At 36.1% G+C, this 24,585-nt stretch carries 19 protein-coding genes, 1 pseudogene and 1 riboswitch; of the genes and pseudogenes, 15 read left to right on the top strand and 5 right to left on the bottom strand.

The annotated features are described in order from the left end of the window. Window positions 1-585: 585 nt before the first annotated feature. Together HHU08_RS20305 and HHU08_RS20300 are read left to right on the top strand one after the other, a co-directional pair. Window positions 586-1,701, top strand: a complete 1,116-nt coding sequence (locus tag HHU08_RS20305) for an IS4 family transposase (protein WP_169187985.1) — start codon at window positions 586-588, stop codon at window positions 1,699-1,701. A gap of 207 nt (window positions 1,702-1,908) precedes the next feature. Further along, entirely contained in the window at window positions 1,909-4,161 is a 2,253-nt protein-coding gene (locus tag HHU08_RS20300) for a GAP1-N2 domain-containing protein (RefSeq protein ID WP_169189151.1), read from the top strand. A 233-nt stretch (window positions 4,162-4,394) separates the two neighbouring features. Here the strand turns inward: HHU08_RS20300 and HHU08_RS20295 are convergent, their stop codons facing one another. Then, window positions 4,395-4,688 carry a hypothetical protein gene (locus HHU08_RS20295; RefSeq protein ID WP_224427721.1) on the bottom strand — a complete coding sequence of 98 codons (294 nt, stop codon included), beginning with the start codon at window positions 4,686-4,688 and terminating at the stop codon, window positions 4,395-4,397. 99 nt (window positions 4,689-4,787) lie between these two features. Continuing rightward, a pseudogene (locus HHU08_RS20290) lies at window positions 4,788-5,769 on the bottom strand (IS1595 family transposase). 227 nt (window positions 5,770-5,996) lie between these two features. On the opposite strand from HHU08_RS20290, the gene HHU08_RS20285 reads away from it, so the two are divergent. The 8 genes from HHU08_RS20285 (at window position 5,997) to HHU08_RS20250 (ending at window position 13,766) form a co-directional block, all read left to right on the top strand. Further along, entirely contained in the window at window positions 5,997-7,430 is a 1,434-nt protein-coding gene (locus HHU08_RS20285; protein ID WP_016202161.1) for an NAD-dependent succinate-semialdehyde dehydrogenase, read from the top strand. Window positions 7,431-7,634: 204 nt separating this feature from the next. Beyond that, window positions 7,635-8,021 (top strand): Na-translocating system protein MpsC family protein, encoded by a 387-nt coding sequence (locus HHU08_RS20280; protein ID WP_156827758.1) that lies wholly within the window; start codon window positions 7,635-7,637, stop codon window positions 8,019-8,021. Window positions 8,022-8,184: 163 nt separating this feature from the next. Beyond that, complete coding sequence (locus HHU08_RS20275; protein WP_101729371.1) at window positions 8,185-8,955, top strand: ABC transporter ATP-binding protein; 771 nt, start codon at window positions 8,185-8,187, stop codon at window positions 8,953-8,955. Window positions 8,956-8,977: 22 nt separating this feature from the next. Continuing rightward, complete coding sequence (locus HHU08_RS20270; RefSeq protein ID WP_169189150.1) at window positions 8,978-9,841, top strand: ABC transporter permease; 864 nt, start codon at window positions 8,978-8,980, stop codon at window positions 9,839-9,841. Window positions 9,842-9,898: 57 nt separating this feature from the next. Beyond that, window positions 9,899-10,933 carry an ABC transporter substrate-binding protein gene (locus HHU08_RS20265; RefSeq protein WP_016202164.1) on the top strand — a complete coding sequence of 345 codons (1,035 nt, stop codon included), beginning with the start codon at window positions 9,899-9,901 and terminating at the stop codon, window positions 10,931-10,933. A gap of 81 nt (window positions 10,934-11,014) precedes the next feature. Beyond that, window positions 11,015-11,638, top strand: a complete 624-nt coding sequence (locus HHU08_RS20260; RefSeq protein ID WP_016202165.1) for a cysteine hydrolase family protein — start codon at window positions 11,015-11,017, stop codon at window positions 11,636-11,638. Between the two features lie 191 nt (window positions 11,639-11,829). After that, window positions 11,830-13,302, top strand: a complete 1,473-nt coding sequence (locus tag HHU08_RS20255) for an MFS transporter (protein WP_016202166.1) — start codon at window positions 11,830-11,832, stop codon at window positions 13,300-13,302. A 140-nt stretch (window positions 13,303-13,442) separates the two neighbouring features. Beyond that, window positions 13,443-13,766, top strand: a complete 324-nt coding sequence (locus HHU08_RS20250) for a hypothetical protein (protein ID WP_169189149.1) — start codon at window positions 13,443-13,445, stop codon at window positions 13,764-13,766. 422 nt (window positions 13,767-14,188) lie between these two features. On the opposite strand, the gene HHU08_RS20245 is transcribed toward HHU08_RS20250, so the two are convergent. Next, window positions 14,189-15,877, bottom strand: coding sequence for a methyl-accepting chemotaxis protein (locus tag HHU08_RS20245; RefSeq protein WP_169189148.1), 1,689 nt, complete (start codon window positions 15,875-15,877; stop codon window positions 14,189-14,191). Between the two features lie 247 nt (window positions 15,878-16,124). Here HHU08_RS20245 and HHU08_RS20240 point away from each other — a divergent pair, with 247 nt between their 5' ends. From HHU08_RS20240 to HHU08_RS20225, 4 genes are all read left to right on the top strand, one after another. Further along, entirely contained in the window at window positions 16,125-16,631 is a 507-nt protein-coding gene (locus HHU08_RS20240) for a cupin domain-containing protein (protein WP_016202169.1), read from the top strand. A 165-nt stretch (window positions 16,632-16,796) separates the two neighbouring features. After that, window positions 16,797-18,533, top strand: coding sequence for a phospho-sugar mutase (locus HHU08_RS20235; RefSeq protein WP_169189147.1), 1,737 nt, complete (start codon window positions 16,797-16,799; stop codon window positions 18,531-18,533). A 277-nt stretch (window positions 18,534-18,810) separates the two neighbouring features. Beyond that, a complete protein-coding gene (locus tag HHU08_RS20230; RefSeq protein ID WP_016202171.1) occupies window positions 18,811-19,152 on the top strand; it encodes a single-stranded DNA-binding protein in 342 nt (113 codons plus the stop codon). Window positions 19,153-19,166: 14 nt separating this feature from the next. Beyond that, window positions 19,167-19,313, top strand: a complete 147-nt coding sequence (locus HHU08_RS20225) for a hypothetical protein (RefSeq protein ID WP_156827760.1) — start codon at window positions 19,167-19,169, stop codon at window positions 19,311-19,313. A 305-nt stretch (window positions 19,314-19,618) separates the two neighbouring features. Here the strand turns inward: HHU08_RS20225 and sinI are convergent, their stop codons facing one another. Then, the gene (gene sinI, locus HHU08_RS20220) at window positions 19,619-19,765 is read right to left on the bottom strand and encodes a DNA-binding anti-repressor SinI (RefSeq protein WP_016202172.1); all 147 of its coding nucleotides are present in this window, start codon (window positions 19,763-19,765) and stop codon (window positions 19,619-19,621) included. A 24-nt stretch (window positions 19,766-19,789) separates the two neighbouring features. Next, a riboswitch (cyclic di-GMP riboswitch) is annotated at window positions 19,790-19,876 on the bottom strand. A gap of 261 nt (window positions 19,877-20,137) precedes the next feature. Here sinI and HHU08_RS20215 point away from each other — a divergent pair. Continuing rightward, window positions 20,138-20,890, top strand: a complete 753-nt coding sequence (locus tag HHU08_RS20215; RefSeq protein WP_016202173.1) for a WecB/TagA/CpsF family glycosyltransferase — start codon at window positions 20,138-20,140, stop codon at window positions 20,888-20,890. 34 nt (window positions 20,891-20,924) lie between these two features. Here the strand turns inward: HHU08_RS20215 and HHU08_RS20210 are convergent, their stop codons facing one another. Beyond that, entirely contained in the window at window positions 20,925-24,533 is a 3,609-nt protein-coding gene (locus HHU08_RS20210; RefSeq protein ID WP_169189146.1) for an alpha-amylase family glycosyl hydrolase, read from the bottom strand. Between the last annotated feature and the right edge of the window lie 52 nt (window positions 24,534-24,585).

Genomic DNA, 24,585 nt, shown 5'->3' with positions numbered 1-24,585 from the left:
ATTAGAAGGTAACAGAGAGTATGCTCTGTACCCTTAAGTAAGAAATGAAAGGGAGAAAGGTAACAGAGGAGCTGAGTCTGTTACCATAAGCAAGAAATAGAAGAGAAAAAAGTAATAGACAGCACGTCTTTCTTGTTCTATCAAGAATATTCAGTAGCATATGGAGGAGAATAGATAGAGCGATAGTGCTAATCTGATTTAAAACTTTTAGGTTGTGGAATTTTTTCGATGATTTATGGATTTAAGAAAAGAATTTCTATATTTATTTGAAAAGTGTAGCGAAGTTGGTTTTTAAAAAAACAGCATGCCTGTATAATACAGGTATTAGCTGTTTTTTTATTTTTCTAAAACCTAAATTAAAGAATGAGAGGAATGGAAGTTTCTCTTTATATTGAAAATAGTAATTATAGTGATGAATATAAACATTTTATTTAATACCTCCCCTCACTAGTGTTGCATTAATTTAAATTCACTATTAAAAATACTCAAAATGTTCAATATTATTATTTTGCGCAAAGAAAAAGTCCTTTATAATGGATTAGTCAGGTGGTAACCCGTCCAAATCCACTAAAAAAGGACCATCACATGGACAAGATTACACGAAAAACTTCATTTGGACAATGGTTTTCACCTATAAATCTTCAATTATTTGAAGAAAACGTGAAAACGATGAAATTAGATTACTATACGAAAAAATTAACGACAGAGTCATTTCTAAAATTACTACTTTTTGCGCAGCTACAAGAAATTGAAAGTCTGCATGCGCTGGGTGATTGTCTTTTCGATGACCAGCTTCAAAAAGGGATAGACCTTGATTCTATTAGTATTTCTCAGTTGTCACGGCGGTTAAACGGCATAAACCCTGATCTATTTCAAAGGCTTTTCCTTGATTTAGTGTCACAAATTCATGCCAAAACGCATTACACGAAACTCGTGATGCCGTTAAAAATCATTGATTCAAGCACATTGCCACTTAATTTGACCAATCATAAATGGGCTAAATTCCGCAAAACAAAAGCAGGTGTAAAGTTACATTTGCGCCTTGTGTTTATGGAAAAGGGTATATCCTATCCTGAAAAGGCCGTTATGACAACGGCAAAAGAACATGACCGTGGTCAGCTTGAAATCATGGTGGATGACAAGGAATGCATGTATGTGTTTGACCGTGGTTATCTAGACTACGAGCGCTTTGATCGCATGACTGATGATGGCTACTTCTTTCTTTCACGGCTACGCAAAAATGCAGTCATACGGAACGTTTACGATTTTAAGCTACCCAAGGATACAGCTGTTTTATCAGACCAAATGGTGTTGATAGGTACGACTCAAAACCGTGCTGAAAATTACTTTCGGCTTCTAAAAGTGATGGACTCAAAAGGAAATGAACTTCATTTAATTACAAATCGTTTTGATTTAAGCGCCGAAGAAATTTCAGAAATGTATAAATCACGGTGGGCAATTGAGCTGTTTTTTAAATGGATCAAACAACATCTCAGCATCAAAAAGTTCTACGGTCAAAGCGAATGGGCGATTCAAAATCAAGTATTTATCGCACTAATTGTTTTTTGCCTACATGTTCTCGTGCAAATCGAGACCAGAAGCAAGCGAAAAACCTTACAGATTAGCCGTTATCTAAGGGCTGCATTGTGGAAACCAGCGAATGTTTGGCTTCGAAAGATTGAAGGAAAAGCCATCCCTTAAATATGCAAATTGTCGTCGTTGCAAAAGTCTAATTGTAAATAAATTTCCAAATGGATGGGGCCACCTTTGATTGGGTATTTACTTTTTTGCCTCTAAACAGGGAAGGTGAGTAAACTGAAAATTATGACACTATTTATGCAACACTAGTGACCTCCCCTATATAAACTAAAAAAATTGCTTAAAGGGAGAAAGAAAGGAGAGAGGCTAATGGGAAAAAGCCTGATACAACAACAAATAGTAACGAAGGATAGTAAAGGTCTTTTTCTTACAGGTGATGGGTTTGATACAATTGCCGTCTCGCCGAATGTTAATGAAAGGTTCGTAAAAAAATATTTAAATCCTATTAATACTTATCACATACCAAGTGACTTAAAGAAAAGTGGCGAAAAAGAAATAGCTGCCTATCCGCCGCTATTTACATTTATACAGCCTGAAACAGGTGAATTAGTGCTAGGAAAAGCAAATTTTGCCCCTGCAGAAAGCGCGAAACAAAAGAACCGTCTTTTTGTACATAATTATATTATTCCGGCTATTCGAAAAGAGGAATGGATCCATCACTCATCCAACATCTTTCACATCGAACATTTTTACGGCTTGGAAGATACAGAGCATTTAAAGGAAGAACTAGAAGAAATAGAGCATCTCGCATATACGAAGGAAAATATATTTGCTAAAAAGCAAGAACTGTTTCATGTTTTGCAACTAGATGAAAAGAAATTCAAAGAACTATTGTTTGCTTGTATTACTGCTGTTGCCGAAAACAAAAGAGTATATATATCGTTTCAAGCTTCACATGATATGCAACATAAATATGCAATGTGGCTATTGGAATTGCTATTTCTTTATATGCCCTATGAAACAAGAAGGTTGTTTGGTGCGACCACTTTTCATAATGAGCCAGAGATTATGGAGAATGTTCATGTGATGTTTGTAGAACAAGGATCAATTCGTCTCAGAAATAAAGCAGTGGAAAATCAATTTACTTTTGATTTAAGCCAGGATAAAATTAATGGTTTGAATTTCAAGGAAGAAGAACATGATTATCTTCATTTTGCCTATGAAGCCCTTGTAACAGCGACAGAGCTTGACGAATTTTTCATTTATTGTGAACGGGCCTTAAAAGGCTTGGATAAACAGACAAAACTAACGATTCAAACGTATAATAGCTTATTTCTCTTATTTTATATGGAAAAGCTAGATTATTATTTTTACGATAATGATAAAGTTGCTACCCTAGAAATGCTGTTAGTTTTTCTTCAAAAAAAACATCGGGAAAAGCTTGAACTCGTACATATTTTCAAACAAGTGCTGCATAGAGAAGAGCTGATGAAAGATGCTTCCATTGTTCAGGACTATCTGAAATTAGTTTTGGAGATTCAAAAGGTAGTAGAACATGTCGATGTTGTTGAATTTATAGTTAAAACGATTGCCTACTATGAAGGAGAAGCTGTCTGTCAATCACTATGGCAGATACTGGAGAAGTATCCAGATACGTATCAGCAAGTTTTATCTTATATGAGCGATATTTTTTCTTATGCGGAGATCATTGAGGATTATTTAAAGCATCAATTTAGTTTTCAGCATTCCTTATCAAAAGTATTGATTAATATAAAAAATTTATTGCAAATTAATTCTTCTTTTGAGCACAACGGCACTTTCTTAAAATCAACGAAAAATAGACTTGTGTATGAGGTCAAAAAAAATAGCCATCCTATTTCTATTGTTTTTGAAATAGTTACCTATTTTCAAAGATCCCTTCCTTTTGAATCGTATAAACGCATGGTGCTGCCTGATGTAAAGGGACAGCTTTTAGTGCAATTACAGTTAGAAAAAGTAAATCTTGCAGATGTTAAACATTTTGGAGAGATATTTTTACTCGAGAAAGAGGAACGTAGCTTTGAGATAAAGGGCTGGGAAAAAGAAAAGTTTGAAGTACTAGAGTTACTGTATACCTACTTTTATCTAGCGTTTGAACAAACACAATATGTTTTTCGGATGGCAAGTGCGCCAATTACAGCGAAAGCATGTGAATTAGCCCAGGATATTATAAAAGAAAATGGTTTATTTAAACCATATGAACGATTTCTGCTTCTATTCCCAGGCGGAATGGAAGGTGTCGAACATCGTCAAGTATTTTCTTATATTGCTATATACGGCTCTGAGGATGAAATGCTTAATTATATTGAATGGTCGCTGAAAAAATTTGGAACAAGTCCAAGATTCAGTCATGCCTTAAAAAATTATTTAATCACTGATCGAAATTCTATTTGGAAGAAAAAAGAAATGAAGAGAGAATTAGCAAGCATTCGTTCACAATCCTTGAAAAAACTATTAAAAGAGGTGCGCGAACAAACCGCAAATCCAGGAGTGAAATTCTTTCGGAAATACGGAGTGCTTTTGATAGTAGTTGTCATTCTTGGTGTTGTAGGATATTTTTATCCCACTCTTAACGGACAGTAAGACTCCCCCCTCAAGCTTAGGAGAATACGAGGAAGATAAGTGAGAGATAAAGGTCCGATTGGTTCAACTAACCATCAGTGGGGAGGAAGGCAAACCCCTACTGATGGAAGTTTCACTTTATGTGCATTAATGGAAAGACAGAGTATTCTTTAAAAAAGGCTCTGTTAAATTTTAATGTTGATAATTCAATAAAAATTGAGGAAACTCGTTCGGGTTTCCTCAATTTTAATTTTCTATGGTTCAGAAATTCCATTTGCCAATAGTAACAGAAATAACCATATTGATAGTGGTATCATAAATGCAATGTTTGAAAGGATACTGAATACTTTTACAGTCTTATTTTTAGACTTGATTCCCAATATTAAAGACACAATAAATCCTACATCTATCAAAATATATAAGAAAATGGGAATCCATAGATTAATATTTGGGAATATCCGACCATTAAAGACAAAGAAAACAAGTAGTGCAACTAAGAACAATACTAAAGTTAAAATTATTGGATAAAATTCTTTTTGTTTTTTCAAGATACTACCTCCTTTCATCTATTCACGTTCCAATTGTAACAGAAAAATGTGATAATTTTGTAAATTTTTGTAATTTCTACTTCGTTAATTGAATAAGGGCTACACATTAAATTTTGATAGCCTCAAACTATCATATGTGTCAGTCATTTCAAACACAAATGATGTTAATAGGAACTCTTTTAAATGTTGATTAGTGCTTTCGTTACTACGACTATCGACAAATAACAACCAAGCAAGGTAATTATCAAGATATTTCGTAGCCACACCTTTAAAGCGATTTATCCATTGTTTTAAACGAGAATGGAGACCATTGACGTTCTGGATGTGATATAAGCCCTTAATAACGTGTTTTCCATTATCAGATTTTATCCGATAATGCTCTAAACCTTTTTCTTTTGCATAGGTTTTATAGGCTCTCCACGCATCGGTTACAATCACATTCTCGTTTGAAAGTTTAGAACCAATCAAGGCATCGACTTTCGGTTTTACAATACGCCCCATACAGGCAACTTTGGAGATAGTTGATTTAGTTCGGTCTCTGGCAACGAGAACACAAACCTGTTCGTGGCTGATTCCTCTGAGCTTGGATTTACCGCCACGTTTGCGAGGTTTACGGTCAGCGATGCCACGTTGCCCCTTTTGAGAGTATAGGAAATAGGTCTCGTCAATTTCAACGATACCTTCAAAAATGTTCAACATCCATTTGTTTTAAAGCAGTCAGTAGTTTATGCCGCCAGTAAAAAAGCGTAACCCAAGTTACCCCAACGATGTCAGCCGATTTTCGTAGGGAATATCCTTTGAACATACAATCAACAAATGTAATCCATTCGTTACCTTTTCGTGTGCGATAAAGAACTGTATTAGTTGTATCTGTAAAGGTCTTTCTGCAACTTTTGCAACGATACCGTTGATGACCCTTAACTTTGCCGAACCGAACAACGTGTCCCTCATTTCATTGATTAACCGACCACCAGCCGAGGAAGAAGGGTCAACATAGCGTTTAACCCATTGATACACTTGTTCTTTTTGGGTGTGGTAATTTGTCTATATGCTTTAACAAGTTGCTAAACGCTTTGCTCACCTTGATAACCTCCCCGAATGTTTGTTCTTGTGTTGATTATATCAAGATTTGCGACAGGTATCAAATATCAACATTTACCTTAAACAGAGCCTTAAAAAAAGATGCTCTGTTTTTTTATAAGAGTCGTAATCTAAATTTAATTGTATGTCGAGACAAAGCTAATCAAGTGGAATTAGCGAAAATCTTTGTTATGATAAGAAAACAACATTGGAGAAAGGAGAATGAAAATGCAGTATATGAATGGGGAATGGCGTCATTCAGTCTCAGGGGAGTCTTATTCTGTCTATAATCCAGCTACAGGAGAAGTTATTGAACATGTAGCAAGAGGAGGAAGAGAAGACGGACATCTGGCGATCGATGCAGCAAGTAGTGCGCTACCTTTATGGGCGAAGAAAACAGCTAAAGAACGTTCTAACTATTTAAAAACGGTAGCAGATAAGCTCCGGGAAAAAACAGAGGAATTAGCAAGAATCATTACGACTGAAATGGGAAAACCGATTGCAGAATCAAAGGGTGAGATTAACTTAGCTGCTGATTATCTGGAATGGTATGCCGAAGAAGGAAAACGAATCTATGGTGATACGATTCCTGCTAGTTCTGAAACAAAGCGGATTATTGTATTAAGACAGCCGGTAGGTGTAGTTGGTGCGATTACACCATGGAATTTTCCAATTGCTATGCTTGCCAGAAAAATTGCTCCAGCACTGGCTGCAGGGTGTACGGTTGTTTTGAAACCAGCTGAATCGACTCCTTTAACAGCAATCGAGGTAATGAAGGTTTTTCATGAAGTCGGACTGCCAAAAGGAGTGTTGAATTTAGTCCACGGTGATGCAGCTTCCATTGGAGATGCGATGATGGAAAGACAAGAAGTAAGAAAAATAACCTTTACAGGATCAACAAAAGTTGGAAAAGAGCTAGCAGCAAAAGCGTCTGCAACGATGAAGAAGATTTCAATGGAGCTGGGTGGACATGCTCCTTTTATTATTTTCGAGGATGCTGATTTAGAAAAAGCAGCTGAAGGTGTTATTGCAAGTAAGTTCCGTAATGCAGGACAGACATGTATATGCACCAATCGCATTTATGCTCAGAAAACAATTGCAGAGCGTTTTGCTGATATCTTGGTAACAAAAATGAAGAAATTGGTTGTTGGAAATGGTCTGCAGCCGGAAGTAACAATTGGACCACTTATTAATGAAGCAGCTGTTGCGAAAACAGAGGATCATATTCAAGATTCTATTAATAAAGGGGCTCAAGTAGTATATGGAGGAAAAAAACCAGCAGGCGAAATGTTTGAAAAAGGTCATTTCTATGAACCGACGATTTTATTACATGCCACCCATGAGATGAAAATTGCGACAGAAGAAACATTCGGTCCGGTAGCGCCAATTTTTGAATTTGATACAGAAGAGGAAGCATTACGCTTAGCCAATGATACTTCCTATGGATTAGCAGCATATTTTTATACAAAAGATGTATCTCGAGTCTTTAGAATGTCTGAAGGACTTGAATATGGAATAATTGGTATCAATGATCCAGTACCTACTACTGCGCAAGCACCATTTGGCGGAGTAAAAGAATCTGGAGTGGGCCGTGAAGGTGGAAAATATGGATTAGAGGACTATTTAGAATATAAATTCCTTTCTTTAGAACTTGACATCTAAGTAGTTTACCTGGGTTTTACAATCTGCTATAAAAAATAGAGTAAGAAAATCTGACAAAATGAAAGAAAGTCGTACAAAGATATGGTATTATCCAATAAACAGAATATTCTCTTTTTTATACAAGTAGATTACGTTTTGCTTATGTGCTTGGAGCATTTGATAGGCAAAGGAATGACTCATTCGTTCTGCTATATCTATTGGGGGGTGATAATTATATTAGTTGATCAACTACCAAGAACACTAGGAGAATTGAAACAAAGCATCATGAGGGAAAACAATCTTGTAAATCAATTGATTTTTAAAGTTGGTCTAACCGAACAGCAGATTAGTCTAATGGATAATAAAATTATCATTATTGCTAAGCATAAGCGTATCCCTGTACTGGAAATTATCGAAAGTTCAAGTGATAGCCTAGCGGAGATCATTGATCGTCTACTAATTGACAAATACAAGGAGTTGCTTTTGCGTAACTTAGAGGAAAAACTACACTTTAACGTGCAGTTAATATTAAAGGATTATGATTCCATGAAAGAAATAAGTGGAACGATTATCGTCTTGGACAAGAAAATTGAATCCTATTTGGCTGGTTAAATGAACTCCTTACAAGAGAGCAGGAAAACCGTCAGAATTACACTGAGTTATAACACTCAGGAAATTCTGGCGGTTTTTTTATTGGGATTAGCAAGTTCAAGCAATGAAAATTAACGTGGTGTATTTAAAGAGAACAATATTCTTAATGGAAGGGAGCTCATTTATGTATAAACTAGAAGTTCGCCATACGAATAAGATTTTTAAAAAAGAAGGAAAGGAAGTAGTGGCCTTAAAAGATGCCAATTTGAAAATCACAGAAGGAAAATTTATCAGCTTAATTGGTCCAAGTGGATGTGGAAAATCGACATTATTTAATATTATTGCTGGTCTAATTAAACCAACAAGTGGTGAGATTCTCCTCGATGGCAAAAATATTGTCGGCAAAAATGGAAATGTAGGCTATATGCTTCAAAAAGATTTACTTCTACCGTGGAGAAGTATTTTACAAAATGTGATTTTAGGATTGGAAATCAAGGGGGTGAGTAGGAAAGAAGCAGTTGAACGAGCAATGCCGCTTCTTCAAAAATACGGGTTAGAGGGATTTGAACATCATTATCCAGATGAATTATCAGGCGGAATGAGACAAAGAGCTGCATTATTACGCACACTTTTATATGACCAAGATATTATTTTGCTCGATGAACCATTTGGTGCTCTAGATGCACAGACGCGTTTATTGATGCAAACATGGCTGCTCCAGATTTGGACTGATTTTAAGAAAACGATTCTGTTTGTGACCCATGATATCGATGAAGCGATATATTTGTCAGATGAAATCTATGTGTTATCTCCAAGACCTGGACGAATAAAAGAAAAGGTAGAGGTACATTTACCAAGACCAAGAAATGAAAATACGTTATTACAGCCAGCATTTATTGATTTGAAACAGCATTTATTTGCGTTATTAAAGGAAGAAGTTCTGCTAGAAAAATAAATGTAGGGTAGGAGGAATAAATATGCGCGACAATTCAGAGCAAATCATCTTCCAACAGGAGCTAAAATTGCAAGAGGTAGAAGCATTTCCCGTTATTATGGAGGATGAAGAGCTGAAGGAGAAAAGGAGAAAGCGAATAACTATTATTGGGCAGATTTTAATAGGGATCCTCTTTTTTGTGTTTTGGGAACTGCTGGCGAAGTGGGAAGTAATCGATTCTTATTATTGGAGTAGCCCGACGATTATATGGGAAACAGCCGTTATTGCCTTTACGGAAGGAACTTTATGGAGTGATCTCATATATACTTCAGGTGCTACTATTATCGGCTTTCTTTTAGGGACATTTTTTGGTGCATTGCTTGGATTATCCTTTTGGTGGTCTTATTTTTATGCAAAAATAGCCGAGCCTTATTTAGTTGCCTTTAATGCCATACCAAAACTAGCGTTAGCTCCTGTTTTAGTTATTCTTTTTGGGATTGGTTTTAGTTCAAAAGTGGTTTTAGCACTTATGATGACCGTTATTGTAACAGCGATAGCTGCACATAGTGGGGTAAAAAGTGTTGATGCTGATTTAGAAAAGATGCTCTTTTCCCTCGGAGCGAAAAAACATCATATTTTCATGAAAGTTGTTATTCCATCAGCAATGCCATGGATTGTCAGTAGCTTAAAAATCAATATTGCTTTAGCCTTAGCTGGGACAATTGTAGGTGAATTTATTAGTTCAAGACAAGGAATCGGCCGCATGATTTTATATGCTGGCCAGATTATGAATATAAATTTAGTTTGGGTAGGAGTTGTTGTTTTATCTATATTATCTGTACTTATGTATGGAGGCACCGTTTGGTTAGAAAAACGCTTATTGAGAGGAAATCGAATTAGAGAATAAATGCTATTAGCTTTATCAAATGTATATAAAAAGTGTGCATATAGGGGGAGAGTTCACATGAAAAAGAGTGGTCACTTTAAAGTTGGAGTTTATCTGTTACTTCTTTTAATGATTTTGAGTGGATGTTCGTCAACCAAAGGAGCAAGTGAAGAAAAATCGTCTGGAAATGGAACAAAGAAGCTTGTCATTGCAGAGCCGGTTCACTTAATAGGCTACTTGCCTTTATATGCAGCGATTCGAGAAGGTTTTTTTGAGGAAGAGGGGCTTGAGGTCGAAGTAATTACAGCAACAGGTGGCGCTCATGTTACTTCTGTAGTTAGTGGTGATGCCTGGGGAAATATCGGTGGTCCAGAATCGAATCAAATGGCAAACACAGGGAACTCTGATCCAATTGTTTCGGTAGTAAATGTCGTAAATCGAGCCAATGTATATTTAATGGCGGATACAGATCAAACAATAGCAAATACTAGTAAGGAGGGCCTTGCTGACTATTTAAAAGGGAAAACAATTGCAGCGGGACGTTTCGGAGGAAGCCCCAATTTACTAACTCGATGGTTAATAATGGATGTAGGATTAGATCCTGAAAAAGACGTCAAACTAGAAGAACCAGCAGATGCAAGTGCTGTCGTTTCATTAGTAGAATCAGGGCAAGCAGATATAGCAAATGGAGCAGAACCCCAGATTACAGAAGGAATAAATAAGGGAGTCTGGGCTGAACCATTTTACAGCTTTGCCAGTCTCGGCGATTATCCCTATTCTGTATTAAGTGTAAAAAAGTCGACAATAGAAGAACAACCAGAGACGGTAAAAAGCTTTGTAAGAGCTGTGATGAAAGGACTAAAGGCGATAGATGAGGATCATGAGTTAGCAATGGAAATTTTAAAACAGGAATTTCCTTCTACTACAGAAGAAAGCTTGAAGGCGTCACTTGATCGAGCATATGCAGATAGCCTTTGGAGTAAAGATGGATTTATTTCCGAAGAAGCCCTTGCAAAACCAATGGAGGTTGTCGAAAAAACAGGCGTTTATACAAATGGATATAGCTATGATGAATTAATTGACATGCAATTTGTGGAGGAGCTTTCTAAATAACTGGTAATCATTTTTGAAAAGAAGGCATATGGAATGAGGTAAAAATCACGAAAATGAAATTGTCTGGAAAGGATGAAATGGATGAATCAGCTGGAATGGGATCCTAAACATAGTGCTCTACTAATTGTTGATGTTCAGAATGATTATTGTCATAAAGAAGGAAGTTTAGCTAAACAGGATTTGGATGTATCTATGGTGGATGAAATGATGCCAAATCTGAAAAGCATGATTACTTCCATGAAAGAAATAAATGTCCCCATTATTTATATTCAAACCATCCATGAGGATAGTACCGATTCAGAAACGTGGATTAAACGATTAAAAGGAAAAAATCAGAAGAACCTTTGCAGAAAGGATACGTGGGGAGCAGAATTTTATCAATTAGAACCAGAGAATAAAGATGTAATCGTGATAAAACATAGATATAGTGCATTTATTAATACAAGATTGGATTCCGTATTGAGAGCTTTGAAAATCCAAACTCTTTTAATGGCAGGTGTTAGTACAAATATTTGTGTGGAATCAACAGCAAGAGACGGCTTTATGCTTGATTATGATGTTATTTTCTTATCTGATTGTACTGCCGCCTTCTCAAAAGAGGCACATGATATGACTTTGCAAACAATCAATCAATTCTTTGGAACAGTTGCTACAAGTAAAGAAGTTGTTAAATCTATTCATGCTTTACCAGTAGGAAGCGAATGATTTTATTGTGAATGGATGGAGTGGAATAGACTTGATTTCTGCCGAAAGTGGGTGAAGGCAAGAAGCTCCCATTCCTCCCATAGGAATATTGTAGATTTAGCGGTATGAAAGGATATTACCAACTATGAGAGAATAGTTGAACGTCATATTATAGAGAACACAGATGTTCACCATCATAAAGGATGATTCGAATGGTAAAAAACAAAGTAACTTATTTCGAGGCTAGGGATGGCACCAAAGCGGAGGACCATAAATTCCAATCCATACTTTTATTGATATCTGTCTGTACTGGGGCATTTTTGTCCCATTTTTCTGCTGGATTTGTCAATATTGCCTTAACAGATATATCAATAGACTTTTCTGCAAAGCTTTCCGTTACACAATGGATTGTCAATGGCTACCTTCTATCGATTATGTTATTTTTACCTCTAATGGGGAAACTAGCTGATCAGTTTGGCAAGAAACGTATACATAATCTTGGTTATCTTATTTTTGCAGTGGGAGCATGTGGAGCAGCTCTATCTTTCAATATTCCTCTGTTAATTATTGCAAGAGTAATCCAAGGCAGTGGTGCTGCTATGCTCCAAGCAGTTAATATGGCGATTGTTACAGATGCTTATCCAGAAAAACATCGTGGAAAGGCGCTTGGGATTATTAGTACCTCTGTTGGGATTGGTGCATTATTAGGTCCATCTGTTGGTGGTTTTTTCATTGAAGCTTTTTCGTGGCATAGCTTATTTTGGACTGTGGTGCCAATAAGTATTGGGGCATATTTTTTAGCGCAAAAATTTGTTCCAATGGATCGAAGCTTTGAAAATTCTAGCTTTGATTACAAAGGAAGCATCTATTTTGGTGTGGGAATCGTAACTTTTGTTTTTGTACTTAATTCGATTGGAGAAGGCGTTTATAAGGTATATTTATTAGTAATAGCTTGTGTCAGTGTTGCCTGTTTTCTTTTCTTTTTTTTCCATAGCAAGAAAGAAGAGTACCCATTTATACAGCCATCGATTTTTTCATCTCCGATTGTTAAAGCAGGTGGATTAATATTAATGGCAAGCTATTGTGCTGCATTTGCTTCCACTGTTATTTTGCCATTTTATTTAAGGGGTGTTTTGGGATTTTCTGCCGAGCAATCGGGGCTATTATTGATGTGCTATCCTTTGTTTCTTGCTGTTCTTGGACCAATCAGTGGATCTTTATCAGACAAGTTTGGAGGAGCAAAGGTAGTAGTTGTCGGCTTAGGACTGTTGTGTATTACGATGCTAGGTTTAAGCTTTTTATCTCCTGGGACATCTTTATCCACTTTAATTATTTTGCTTAGCTTATTAGGCTTTTCTATGGGGATTTTAACCTCACCTAATTACAGTATTATGATGCTATATGTGCCCCTGCAATATTTAGGAATGATGAGCAGTACGATTGCTTTGCTTAGAAATATAGGAATGGTAATCGGAACAGCACTTGCGATTACCTTTATGAATACATGGTTAGACGGAACGATAACCGATTGGATGAATGATACTAGGCGCTCAGAATTTGAGGCAGTGATGTTAGGATTTCATTATTTATTTTTACTTTTATTTATTCTTCTAGTGTTGATTGGTATTTATTTTCTTTATTCGGTATTTCGAAGAAAAGAACGAGATGCAGAGGGAATTTTTTAAAGACTTGTTTGTGTAAAGCTGTTTTTTTTATTTATGCTTCAATAAATAAATATTATTAGATAAACGCATCGAGATATCAGCCAAAAAGAAGTTATATTAGTGAAATATATGGAGATAGGAGTCAAAAAGAAGTTAAATCAGTGAAATATATGGAGATAGGAGTCAAAAAGAAGTTAAATCAGCCAACCCAATCGAGATATCAGCCAAAATCAAAGTATATCAGCCAACCCAATCGGGATATCAGCCAAAATCAAAGTATATCAGCCAACCCAATCGAGATATCAGCCAAAATCAAAGTAAATCAGCCAACCCAATCGAGATATCAGCCAAAATCAAAGTATATCAGCCAACCCAATCGGGATATCAGCCAAAATCAAAGTATATCAGCCAACCGCATCGGGATATCAGCCAAAATCAAAATATATCAGCCAACCCAATCGGGATATCAGCCAAAATCAAAGTAAATCAGCCAACCCAATCGGGATATCAGCCAAAATCAAAGTATATCAGCCAACCCAATCGGGATATCAGCCAAAATCAAAGTATATCAGCCAACCCAATCGAGATATCAGCCAAAATCAAAATATATCAGCCAACCCAATCGGGATATCAGCCAAAATCAAAATATATCAGCCAACCCAATCGGGATATCAGCCAAAATCAAAATATATCAGCCAACCCAATCGAGATATCAGCCAAAATCAAAGTATATCAGCCAACCCAATCGGGATATCAGCCAAAATCAAAATATATCAGCCAACCCAATCGGGATATCAGCCAAAATCAAGTTAAATCAGCCAACCCAATCGAGTTAAATTTCTCACACCAAAAAAAAGAGTATAGAACAATCACCCAGATTATTCTATACTCTCCTTAACATTAAAATTTAAATTTCTTCTTTTTGATTAAACTGGGACACAATTTCCATTAATTCTTCTGCCATACTGGATAAGGATTCAGCAGAAGCTTTAATTTCTTCCATAGATGCCATTTGTTCTTCTGTAGAGGCAGCGACTTCTTCTGTACTGCTCCCGTTTTCTTTAGAAAGAAGGGCAATCTCATTAGCAACCCTTACGACGTCTTTGTTCTGTGTCGTGATCGTAGCCACCGTTTGGGCAACTTCTTCTATGGCTGGAGCTACTTTTTGCGTGTTTGTTACAATCGTGGAGAAGGATTCAACAGTATTTGTTGATATACTTACTCCTGTCTTCGCTCGATCTAATGTCTCGTTTAACATCGTGACTGCTTCTGATGTATCTTGTTGAATTCCCTGTAAGGATTGCGAAATATCTTGTGTGGAAGCTTGTGACTGCTCCGCTAATTTCCGCACTTCATCTGCTACAACAGCAAATCCTTTTCCGTTTTCTCCTGCTCTAGCCGCCTCGATTGCTGCATTCAACGCTAACAGATTAGTTTGATTAGCGATATTGCTTATTAATTCAATCATTTTTCCAATTTCATTTGAACGATCCGCTAGGGAAGCAATAATCGAATTGGAACGCTGAACAGAATCATAAATGAACTCCATTTGCGTTAAATTATCATGAATTTGCTTTGTCCCCTGTTCTGCATTCGTAAAGGCAACTTGCGATAATGAAGAGACGTAATGGGAACGGTCTTTTATCGCCTCTACTCCACTTAAGATTGAATCCAAGGCAAGGGCATTATCAGAAATTTTCCCAAGTGTATGCTCATTGCTCTCAGCAATCGACTGAATGGAAGAGGCTATCGTAGTAGAGGCATTGCTTGATTGTTCTGCACTTGCATGTAATTGTTCAGCTGATGCTGCTACCATATTTGAGCTCTCCGACATATTAGAAATCATTTTTGATAAATTGTCTTTCATTTGTTCAAAAGCTTCATTTAAATGATAAATTTCATCTTTGGCTTTAATAGAGAATTTAGCTGTATGTAAATCTCCTTTTGCAACCTTCTGCATATTTGTTTGTAATTTTTGAATCGGTTTCGTAATAAGAGAAGATTGAATGAAACCAATCGTCAATGAGATAGCAGTTACTATTGCACTAAAAATTACAACAAGAAACATTCTTTGTTCAGACTCTCTCTGGGCATTTTCAATTTCTGGCTTCAAAATATCATTTGTAAGCAAATTATTTAAAATATCAGCCTGATCCGACAAAGTATCTGATAGAGCAGTAACCTCATCTAAAGCAGATTGAGAAGGGCTATTGCTGTTCATCAGTGCGTTTCCTTTATGTGTAAGTTCTTTGTTTAAAGCCGCTAATTCCGTTAATCGTTTTTCTATATCTCCGTCAGCGGAAATTTCTACCCCCTTGTCAACAAAGGTATTGATATTACTGCTAGCACCATTGAATCTGTTTTTGAAACTAGGCGTAGAGTAGACAAAATACCCCCTTAAGTAGGAGATTTGTCTCGCTGCATTCGTTTTAATTTGTTCTGAAATAGAGCGCAGTTCTGTAACTGTTTCGATTAGGTAATCATATGTTTCTACTGTTTCCTTTGTACTTTTATAAGAATAATAAGACAGTATGATAAATAAAATGGAAACAATCAAAAAACTTACAGATAATTTATGTTTAATGGATATTCTCATTCTATTCTCCTTTCTTTTGATAAAACATTTTTGTTAAGGTGCTTTAATTAGCTCCCAAACATAGGTACATCGAATTATATCGGCGGAAATTTCCTTGTTTGTAGTAGAAAGGTAAAAGTCGGAATTAAAAGAAAAGTGGTAATTATTGAAAATAATGGTGCAAGTTCATAGATATAGAAACAAAGGAATGATTTAAGAAGAAGGAGGGTATATAGTAATATCACAACAGATAGAGAGGTGTGCATACATGGCTAATCCAGATATTACAATGTATTATTTTGAACAAAATAGGTATATACCTAACCACCCATATTTACCAGCACTTCATTACAAGAAGGCAATGGAAAATAAGGAAGAAAATATCGAAAAAGTTTTTCATTATAATAATTGGAAAAATAGTTGGACGAATGGAGTTTTTCCATATCATCATTATCATAGTAATGCACATGAAGTTCTTGGGATTAAAAAAGGCTCTGCTTTACTACAAATAGGAGGGGAAGGAGGCTCTAAGCTTATTGTAAAGAGTGGAGATATCTTGCTACTTCCAGCTGGAACTGGTCATAAGAAATTATCAGCTTCACCAGATTTTCAAGTCATCGGTGCCTATCCCAGTGGGGAAGATTATAATATCAAAAAAGATGTAGAGGAAGATTTAAACGGTGTACAAGAGGAAATAGAAAACGCAATTTTTCCTGAAGCGGATCCAGTCTATGGGGAAAGTGGTCCACTTGCAAAGATGTGGAGACAAAAATAATTAGCATAAAATGTTGATGGGACCCTTAGTAATGTGAGTATTAAGACCTAATCAGGGAGGAGGGTTCCACAATGATGGGTTTTAAAAAATCTTTACTTATATACATATTTTAGGTAATGTAAAGATAGATAGTTACATTAATTTAAAGGTGGGAGAACAGCGACAATGGTTTATAAACAAATCGTAGAAAAATGGACAAGTTTTGCAGGATTAGAAGCTAACTTAAAAGCGCAACTAACAGAATTACAAACATCTGATAAGTTGCTGGAGGACAGTTTTTATAAGCACCTAGAATTCGGTACTGGTGGTATGCGTGGAGAATTAGGGCCTGGTATTAATCGCATGAATATCTATACTGTTCGTAAGGCAGCTGAAGGATTAGGGAAATACATAGTAGAACAAGGGGAAGAAGCGATGAATCGTGGGGTAGCTGTTGCATATGATTCCCGTCATCAGTCTCCAGAATTTGCATTAGAAGTTGCGAAAGTAGTCGGTAAGCTTGGAATTAAGTCCTATGTATTTGAAGAGCTTCGTCCTACACCTGCATTATCTTTTGCTGTAAGATACTTAAATACATTCGCGGGAGTAGTGATTACCGCTAGTCACAATCCTCCTGAGTACAATGGATTTAAAGCTTACGGAGAAGATGGTGGACAACTTCCTCCTGAGGCTGCAGATATCATTATTAAATATGTAAATGCAGTCGAAGACGAGCTAACGATAGAGGTTTTAGAAGAAAAAGAACTATTAGAAAAAGGCCTATTAACATATATTGGTGCAGATGTGGATGCTGCCTATGTTGAACAATTAAAAACGATCCAATTAAATCGTTTGCCAGAAGCAAAAGATTTAAAAATTGTCTTTACTCCACTACATGGTACAGGAAACAAGCCAGTTCGTGCAGGATTAGAAGCATTTGGATTTGAAAATGTAACAGTCGTAAAAGAACAAGAATTACCTGATTCTAACTTTTCTACAGTAAAATCGCCAAACCCAGAAGAGCATGCAGCTTTTGAAATTGCGATTCGTTATGGAAAAGAAATCGATGCAGATGTTCTCCTTGCTACAGATCCAGATGCAGATAGACTAGGGGTTGCTGTGAAGGATTTAAGTGGCGAATACGACGTTCTTACAGGAAATCAATTAGGTGCATTAATGCTAGAATACTTATTATCCGAGAAAAAAGCGAAAGGGATCCTGCCAGAAAATGGTGTGGTTATTAAAACAATCGTTACCTCTGAGATTGGCCGCACGATTGCTAAGTCCTATGGCATTCCAACAATCGATACATTAACAGGATTCAAATTTATTGGCGAAAAAATTCAAGAATTTGAACAAACACATGAGCATACTTTCCTTTTCGGATATGAAGAAAGCTATGGCTATTTAATCGGTGATTTTGTTCGTGATAAAGACGCTGTTCAATCTGCTATTTTTGCGGCAGAGGTTGCTGCTTATTATAAAGCAAAAGGCTTAACGCTTTATGAAGGATTACTAGAAATTTTTGAAAAGTATGGCTTCTATCAAGAAGGTTTAGAGTCATTAACGTTAAAAGGAAAAGATGGAGCAGAACAAATAGCTTATATTATGGATACATTCCGTAAGGCTCCAATCAAAGAAATAAATGGCTTAAATGTAGTTGCAGTAGAAGACTATTTAACAAGTCAACGTCAAGAAGGTCTAACAGAAACATTGATTGATTTACCTAAATCCAATGTGATCAAATACTATTTAGAAGACGGTTCTTGGTTCTGCTTGCGCCCATCTGGAACTGAACCAAAGGCAAAGTTCTACTTTAGTGTGAATAGCCCTTCCTTAGAAGAAAGTTCTAGTAAACTAGAAGCATTGAAGACAGGCGTAATGGAGCAAGTGAACGCTGTAATCGATGGATATAACAAATAATTCATCAGATTAATAATAAAAAACTCCTTCAAGGAATGTGTTAGTAAAGAGAAGTCATTCTCAGTCTAGACATTCTGAAGGAGTTTTTTATTGGAAAAATTTAAAAATGCAAAAATTGAGTTTTAGAGCGTTTTATTGCCCTAAAGTTCAAAAATCGCCTAGACGAAACTTAAGTTTTCTATATGTAAACACTCCCCAAAATTGAATTTTTGACATTTTCCATTTGCTGAAATTCATAGTATGATTTTACTAATTTAGTAGAGAAAGGAGGGAAAAGATGATTAATCAAGTTACTTTAGTCGGGCGACTAACGAAAGATCCAGAATTGCGAGTAACACAAGAGGGTACATCTATCGTCCATGTTATTGTCGCAGTTAATAGAAACTATAAAAATCAAGCTGGTAACTACGAGGCTGATTTTGTCCAGTGCATATTTTGGAATAAAGTAGCAGAAAATACAGCACAGTATTGTCATAAGGGATCTTTAGTAGGAATCGTTGGAAGAATTCAGACAAGAAATTATGAAAATCAGGAGCAAAAAAAAGTTTATGTGACCGAAGTTATTGCAGAATCTGTTCGTTTCTTGGACCCGAAAAAAGTGGAACAAACCATTCCATAAAGGAGGAAAAAATTGTGAATAATGTGCCAGATGTAATGGTTACATTAATTAAAATGCAGGCAAAGACAAATGAAAAATTAGAGCAATGCAATGTAAGAATCAAACAATTAGAACATATTATTTACACCGAAAAAATCACTCGTACTTCCTCAGCATCTTAAGACTTTCATTCTATACACTACTCACACTATTATCTTTTCGTTTCAAAACTCCTCTTTGAAACAATCAATCTTTATTAGAAAGAATCAATACACACTCCGATTATATTCCCCATTATTTAAGTGCCTTTGTGGCACTTTTTTGTTTGCTGGTAGTTCAATAATAAATACGGAAAATTCTAGTAAGGATTTAAGGGGAAGGATAATACAGAAGGTTATCAACGTAGAGAAGAGAAAGAAAAAACATCCTTAATAAAGAAATTTCCTATTAAGGATGAATCGCTATAATTATCGAATATTCTGATATTTTACCAATCGACTTTTTCTAGTATTGTTAGTACAGCCCGAACTTCTTCTTGCGTAAAGCCTTGTTCTTTTGCCTCCATTATGAGCGATATCCATTCATTGTCCAAATTACTTTCTTTTGAAACTTTGGTGGGAAACAAATTAATCATGATAATTAACCTCCTTATAGAATATAAGGTGGCCCAGCCATCATAGTATAAATCTACCTTAGACCTGAAGCTTTGCGTCCCACCTTTTCAGATGGTTTGCCTTTATCTGATAATTGTACTATTTAAATTTTATCACTATTGTTCAAAAGTTAACAACTTTTTCATAAACAATGTTTCGACATATTCCAACATATCTATAGTAATTAATTATTCGGAAAGCAAATATAGTCGGCAGAAGCAAAAGAGTTAGGACAAGTCCGCAGTATTCTACTGCTTTTAGAGTAACTATTTCTAGCTCGAATTGTTTCTAGCAGACAATTTTTATATAATAGAAAGGGGCTTTTTTAAAATTTTTTCATTAGGGGATACATAATGGATAAGAAATGGTTAGGAAATGTAAAAGTAAATATTTTAAGCTCGAAGGAAGCTATTACTTATATAAAAGAAAAACTAGCGAAGAAAATAGCTTCGGATATTTTTTTCCTAAATGATCATGGATACAATATTGCGCAAAAGGATTCAGCATATCTTGACATACTGAATAATGCTGATTTGTTGTTAAATGATGGAATCGGTATCGAAATGGGAGCAAAGTTTTTTGGATTTTCTTTTAAAGAGAATTTAAATGGCACTGATTTAATTCCAGCATTATTTCAATCTTTAAACGAAGAGAAGGGTAACCAATATCGTGTCTTTCTTTTAGGAGCGAAACCTGGTGTTGCCCAAAAGGCACAAGAACGCCTTCAAGAAAAATATAATAATATCCTTTTTGTAGGCTGTCAGGATGGATATTTTCCGAAAGAAACCACAGAAAATATAATTGAAGAAATTAATAAGAGTAAAGCAGATATCCTTTTAGTAGGATTTGGAATGCCGCTACAAGAACAGTGGATTAAGGAACATCGATCAAAGCTTGAGAGCACGATTACAATGGCTGTAGGTGCTTTTATCGACTTTTCTTCCGGTGAAGTTACAAGAGCTCCTAAAATTTTTCGCGACCTTCGTCTCGAATGGCTATATCGAATGGGAAAAGAGCCGAGAAGATTATGGAAACGAAATTTCGTGGGGCATTTCGCTTTTTTCTATTCTATTTATAAGCAAAGAAAAACAGAGAAAAATACCTGATAAGGAAAACTCCTTGTCAGGTATTTTTTCTCTGTTAATTAGCTGTTCGCTTTTTCCTTTTTTGTACTAGAAATACAATTGCCCCAATTAGCAGGAGACTTAACCCAATTAAAAGAAGGTTATAAGTACCTGTAGCAGTATTAGGAAGTGATTCTCCTTTTCCTTTGTTTGGATTACTTGATGATTCTGTGACTTGCTTTGAATCCTCCGAGCCTGGTGTTTTAACATCGTTACCACCAGAAGCAGGCGGTGGTGTTTCCGAATCTGTTTCTCCAGAAGTAGGTGGTGTTTCTGGTTCAGTAGGCTGAGTTGGCTCTTTCTCATCAGCATCGACTAATAGAATAGTTCCACCGTCTTCTCTAGAAGGAAGGCTTATCGTAATTTTATTTTCACTAATAGGATATGTCTTTCCAGAATATAAATCTACTGCTTCCTTAGCAAATGGAACTTCAAAAGTTACTTCATTTGCTGTTTCTTTCGTATTTAATCCCACAAAAACTTGCTGATTGGAGTATTCACGTTTAAATACAGAATAACCTTCTTCATCACTCCCCGTTACTTGAGCACGAGTTCCTTTTGAAAATACGCTGGAGTATTCTTTTCTAGCATTTAATAGTTTTGTATAGTGTGATAGGACATCATTGTTTTGTGTTAAATTCCAATCAATACTATAACGGTTATCATAGTAAGGGTAATTATTTGCTCCTGACAGTCCAAGCTCTTCTCCATAGTAAATGACAGGTTGACCTTTGGAAGTAATTTGGAGAGCTGCTGCAAGTTTAAGCTTTCCTATGTCACCACCAACAGATTCTAAAAATCCATCTTCATCATGACTACCTAAAAATTGGCCTAATGTTCCTGTATTTGAAAGCTTATTATTTCTTTCCTCTAATGCAAGTTGGACACGCTCTATATCGCCATTTGCAAAATCACGTGCTAAATATTTGAAATCGAAATCTAATAAGGAATCCATCATGCCACTATTTAAATAGCCTTGATCATCATTTACCTGTGCTCCCCAAGCTTCTCCAATTAATTTAAAGCTTGGCATAATTTTTGATAATTCATTTTTGAAGCTCATCCATGTTGTATTTTCAACGTGCTTGACTGTATCGACACGGAAGTAATCGATCGTGTTGCCTTTCGCTGTTTTTGATTTTTCAATCCAGCTAGTTTGCCAATCTACAATTTGTTTTCGTACTTCTGGATTTTCGGTTAAGAAATCAGGTAGTCCAGATAGTTCCCCTTGTACAGTATCTGTGCCACCATCACGGAACATTCCAGCAAAACGATTTCGATCTTCCGATGTAGGGAAGTTGGCGATTTTTCCATCATTTACTGCATCACTTGCTTTTAAACCATAGCCGGCATGGTTTACGACAACATCAACCATAATTTTTATCCCACGATCATGGGCTGCATCAATTAGCTCATGAAAATCTTCCATTGATCCAAAATGAGGATTTAACTTTTCAAAATTACTAGCCCAATATCCATGGTACGCATAATAAGGGGTTTCTGGCTCTTCATTGCGAACATCGTACTGGATATTTTCTACTATAGGATTAATCCATATTGTATTGATTCCAAGGTTTTCGAGGTAATCTAACTTTTTCGTTATGCCCTTAAAGTCTCCACCGTGATAGGTTCCAGGTTTACTCGTATCATAGCCAATACCGTACGGATCATTGTTGGATGTATCTCCATCAAAGAATCGATCGGTAAGCATAAAGTATATTCTTGCCTCATCCCAGTCAAAATCATCTTTTCCTACTGAGTGTCTTGCTTTAACGGTGATTTCTGCTTTTTCTGTATGAGTGTTGCCATACTGATCGATAATATATACTGGAATTTCTTTTGGTCCAGTAGTTGTATTTTGGTCAATAGCAATGGTTAGTTCCTTTAATTGTGGATCAATCGCTACTTTTTCTTTTCCACCAATTGTTCGTAAATCAGCATAAACTTCTCTAATAGCTGTATTCTTGGTTGTTTTCCAATCAACCGTTAGTACTGCATTGTCGTTATAAGTAGCTTCTTTTGGATGGATATTCGCAAGTATATTTAAATCTGCTTTTTCATAAGCGAGAAGGGACTTTCCATCGACTGTATTGTAAGGATCAGTAACCTCTGTTTCTATCCCATCAATTGTGACAAAGAATGAATAAGAATGCGTTCCTTCTGGAATATTTTCTATCGTATAGGAAAAACGTTCATTCTTTGTTTCATTCGCCATCTTATAACGTTTTCCATTGTATTGAAGTTCTACTTGCTCGATTTTGTCCATTTCATTTTTAGCAAATAAATCTTTGTCTCTGTAGTAGAATGTGGCATTTCCGTTTTCCAAAACAGGACCAGTAACTTCAGGGACAATATAAAGATCCTCTTGACCACTAGTTACATAAACCTTCGTTATTAAATCTGTTTTATTTAGAGAAATGTAACGGTCTCCATTACCTTCTTTAATAGCAGTATCCCAATTCTCACCCTTTCGTAAAATAAATCCAACGTTTTGCGTTTCTTCACTTACATTAATCGTTGCAGTCGCCATGCCGTGGAGATTTTGATCGAAATCGATTTGATCATCTTTTACACCAGTTCCCCAAACCCATATATGCCAATCCTTGTAATCTGAATCAGGTCGATCATACATAAATTGGATATGTCGCCGTTCATAGTTGCCTCCCTTTAACTTATCAATGGCTTTAATAGCTTCTTCTTTCGAGTAAAAAACAGTTTCTAATCCTTCAATTACCCATGCTTCAGTATCTTGTTTGCCATCAGCAACAACAATTGTATTTTGCGCATCTTGTGCTTCCCAGTTTCCTTTGCGGGGGATAATGGTTATCTCGTTTTCTGGAAAAGAATAAGTTCCACTTATAAACGTATAATCATTTGTAACATTCTTCGTAAAAGGAAAGCCATTATCAGGTACGCCACTGTTAAAAATCCATAAATCCCATTTCGTATAGTCTTCATCGAAACGGTAATAGTTTATATTGTACGTATACATGCTTCCAACAATCTCGATTTTCTTTTCTGCTTTTTCCCCATCTTTTTCAGCAAGAAGGGTAAAGGATTCATTTGCTTTTGCATTGTCATGCACTTTTAGTAGTCCATCAACAAGCTCGATACCTTCAACTTTGTCTTTCAGTGACCAAGTTAGCTGCGTTTCCTTTTGCACACTGCCATCTTTGTTTACTAGTGTTGCTTCTAATGGATAGGCTTTATTTTTTTCAACTTTTACAGGAATTAAATCAAGATTTAAGCCGGGAACAACGAAGGTACTGTTTCCATTTTCTATCTTTTCATTGGCTGGATCTGTTATCCATTCATTGTCCACGATAAACTTATATTGATAGACACCTGCTGCGAGATTCGGAACGGTAAGCGACCATCGATTATCAGCATCCTGTTCCATTGATAATGCTCCATTTTGCCAATCCGTAAAGCTTCCTGCCACTTTAACTTCCTTTGCAGCTGCATTATCATAGAAAAACTGCACGGACTTATCAGCAGTAAGGATAGGGGAATCTAGTAAACTATCTGCTTGTGCTTTTTTACTTGGAAGATAGCCTCCAAAGCTGCTGAAAATAAGAAGAAAAATTAAACATAGTGCGAGATAAGGATGTTTTTTCGTTTTCAAAAAACATTCTCCTTTCCATTTTTTTATGAGAAACAGAATGACTTCTGTTGCT

Origin of the sequence: Niallia alba (assembly GCF_012933555.1) — a bacterium.
In the GTDB taxonomy this organism is placed as follows: Bacteria; Bacillota; Bacilli; order Bacillales; family Cytobacillaceae; genus Niallia; species Niallia alba.
Note: the sequence above shows the minus strand (reverse complement) of the source record. Positions and strands in the feature narration are given on the sequence as shown.

Excerpts from the sequence above, each read along its gene's own strand:
- HHU08_RS20305 (WP_169187985.1), top strand. The coding sequence starts at position 586 with ATGGACAAGATTACACGAAAAACTTCATTTGGACAATGGTTTTCACCT.
- HHU08_RS20300 (WP_169189151.1), top strand. The coding sequence starts at position 1,909 with ATGGGAAAAAGCCTGATACAACAACAAATAGTAACGAAGGATAGTAAA.
- HHU08_RS20285 (WP_016202161.1), top strand. The coding sequence starts at position 5,997 with ATGCAGTATATGAATGGGGAATGGCGTCATTCAGTCTCAGGGGAGTCT.
- HHU08_RS20275 (WP_101729371.1), top strand. The coding sequence starts at position 8,185 with ATGTATAAACTAGAAGTTCGCCATACGAATAAGATTTTTAAAAAAGAA.
- HHU08_RS20270 (WP_169189150.1), top strand. The coding sequence starts at position 8,978 with ATGCGCGACAATTCAGAGCAAATCATCTTCCAACAGGAGCTAAAATTG.
- HHU08_RS20265 (WP_016202164.1), top strand. The coding sequence starts at position 9,899 with ATGAAAAAGAGTGGTCACTTTAAAGTTGGAGTTTATCTGTTACTTCTT.
- HHU08_RS20260 (WP_016202165.1), top strand. The coding sequence starts at position 11,015 with ATGAATCAGCTGGAATGGGATCCTAAACATAGTGCTCTACTAATTGTT.
- HHU08_RS20255 (WP_016202166.1), top strand. The coding sequence starts at position 11,830 with ATGGTAAAAAACAAAGTAACTTATTTCGAGGCTAGGGATGGCACCAAA.
- HHU08_RS20245 (WP_169189148.1), bottom strand. The coding sequence starts at position 15,877 with ATGAGAATATCCATTAAACATAAATTATCTGTAAGTTTTTTGATTGTT.
- HHU08_RS20240 (WP_016202169.1), top strand. The coding sequence starts at position 16,125 with ATGGCTAATCCAGATATTACAATGTATTATTTTGAACAAAATAGGTAT.
- HHU08_RS20235 (WP_169189147.1), top strand. The coding sequence starts at position 16,797 with ATGGTTTATAAACAAATCGTAGAAAAATGGACAAGTTTTGCAGGATTA.
- HHU08_RS20230 (WP_016202171.1), top strand. The coding sequence starts at position 18,811 with ATGATTAATCAAGTTACTTTAGTCGGGCGACTAACGAAAGATCCAGAA.
- sinI (WP_016202172.1), bottom strand. The coding sequence starts at position 19,765 with ATGATTAATTTGTTTCCCACCAAAGTTTCAAAAGAAAGTAATTTGGAC.
- HHU08_RS20215 (WP_016202173.1), top strand. The coding sequence starts at position 20,138 with ATGGATAAGAAATGGTTAGGAAATGTAAAAGTAAATATTTTAAGCTCG.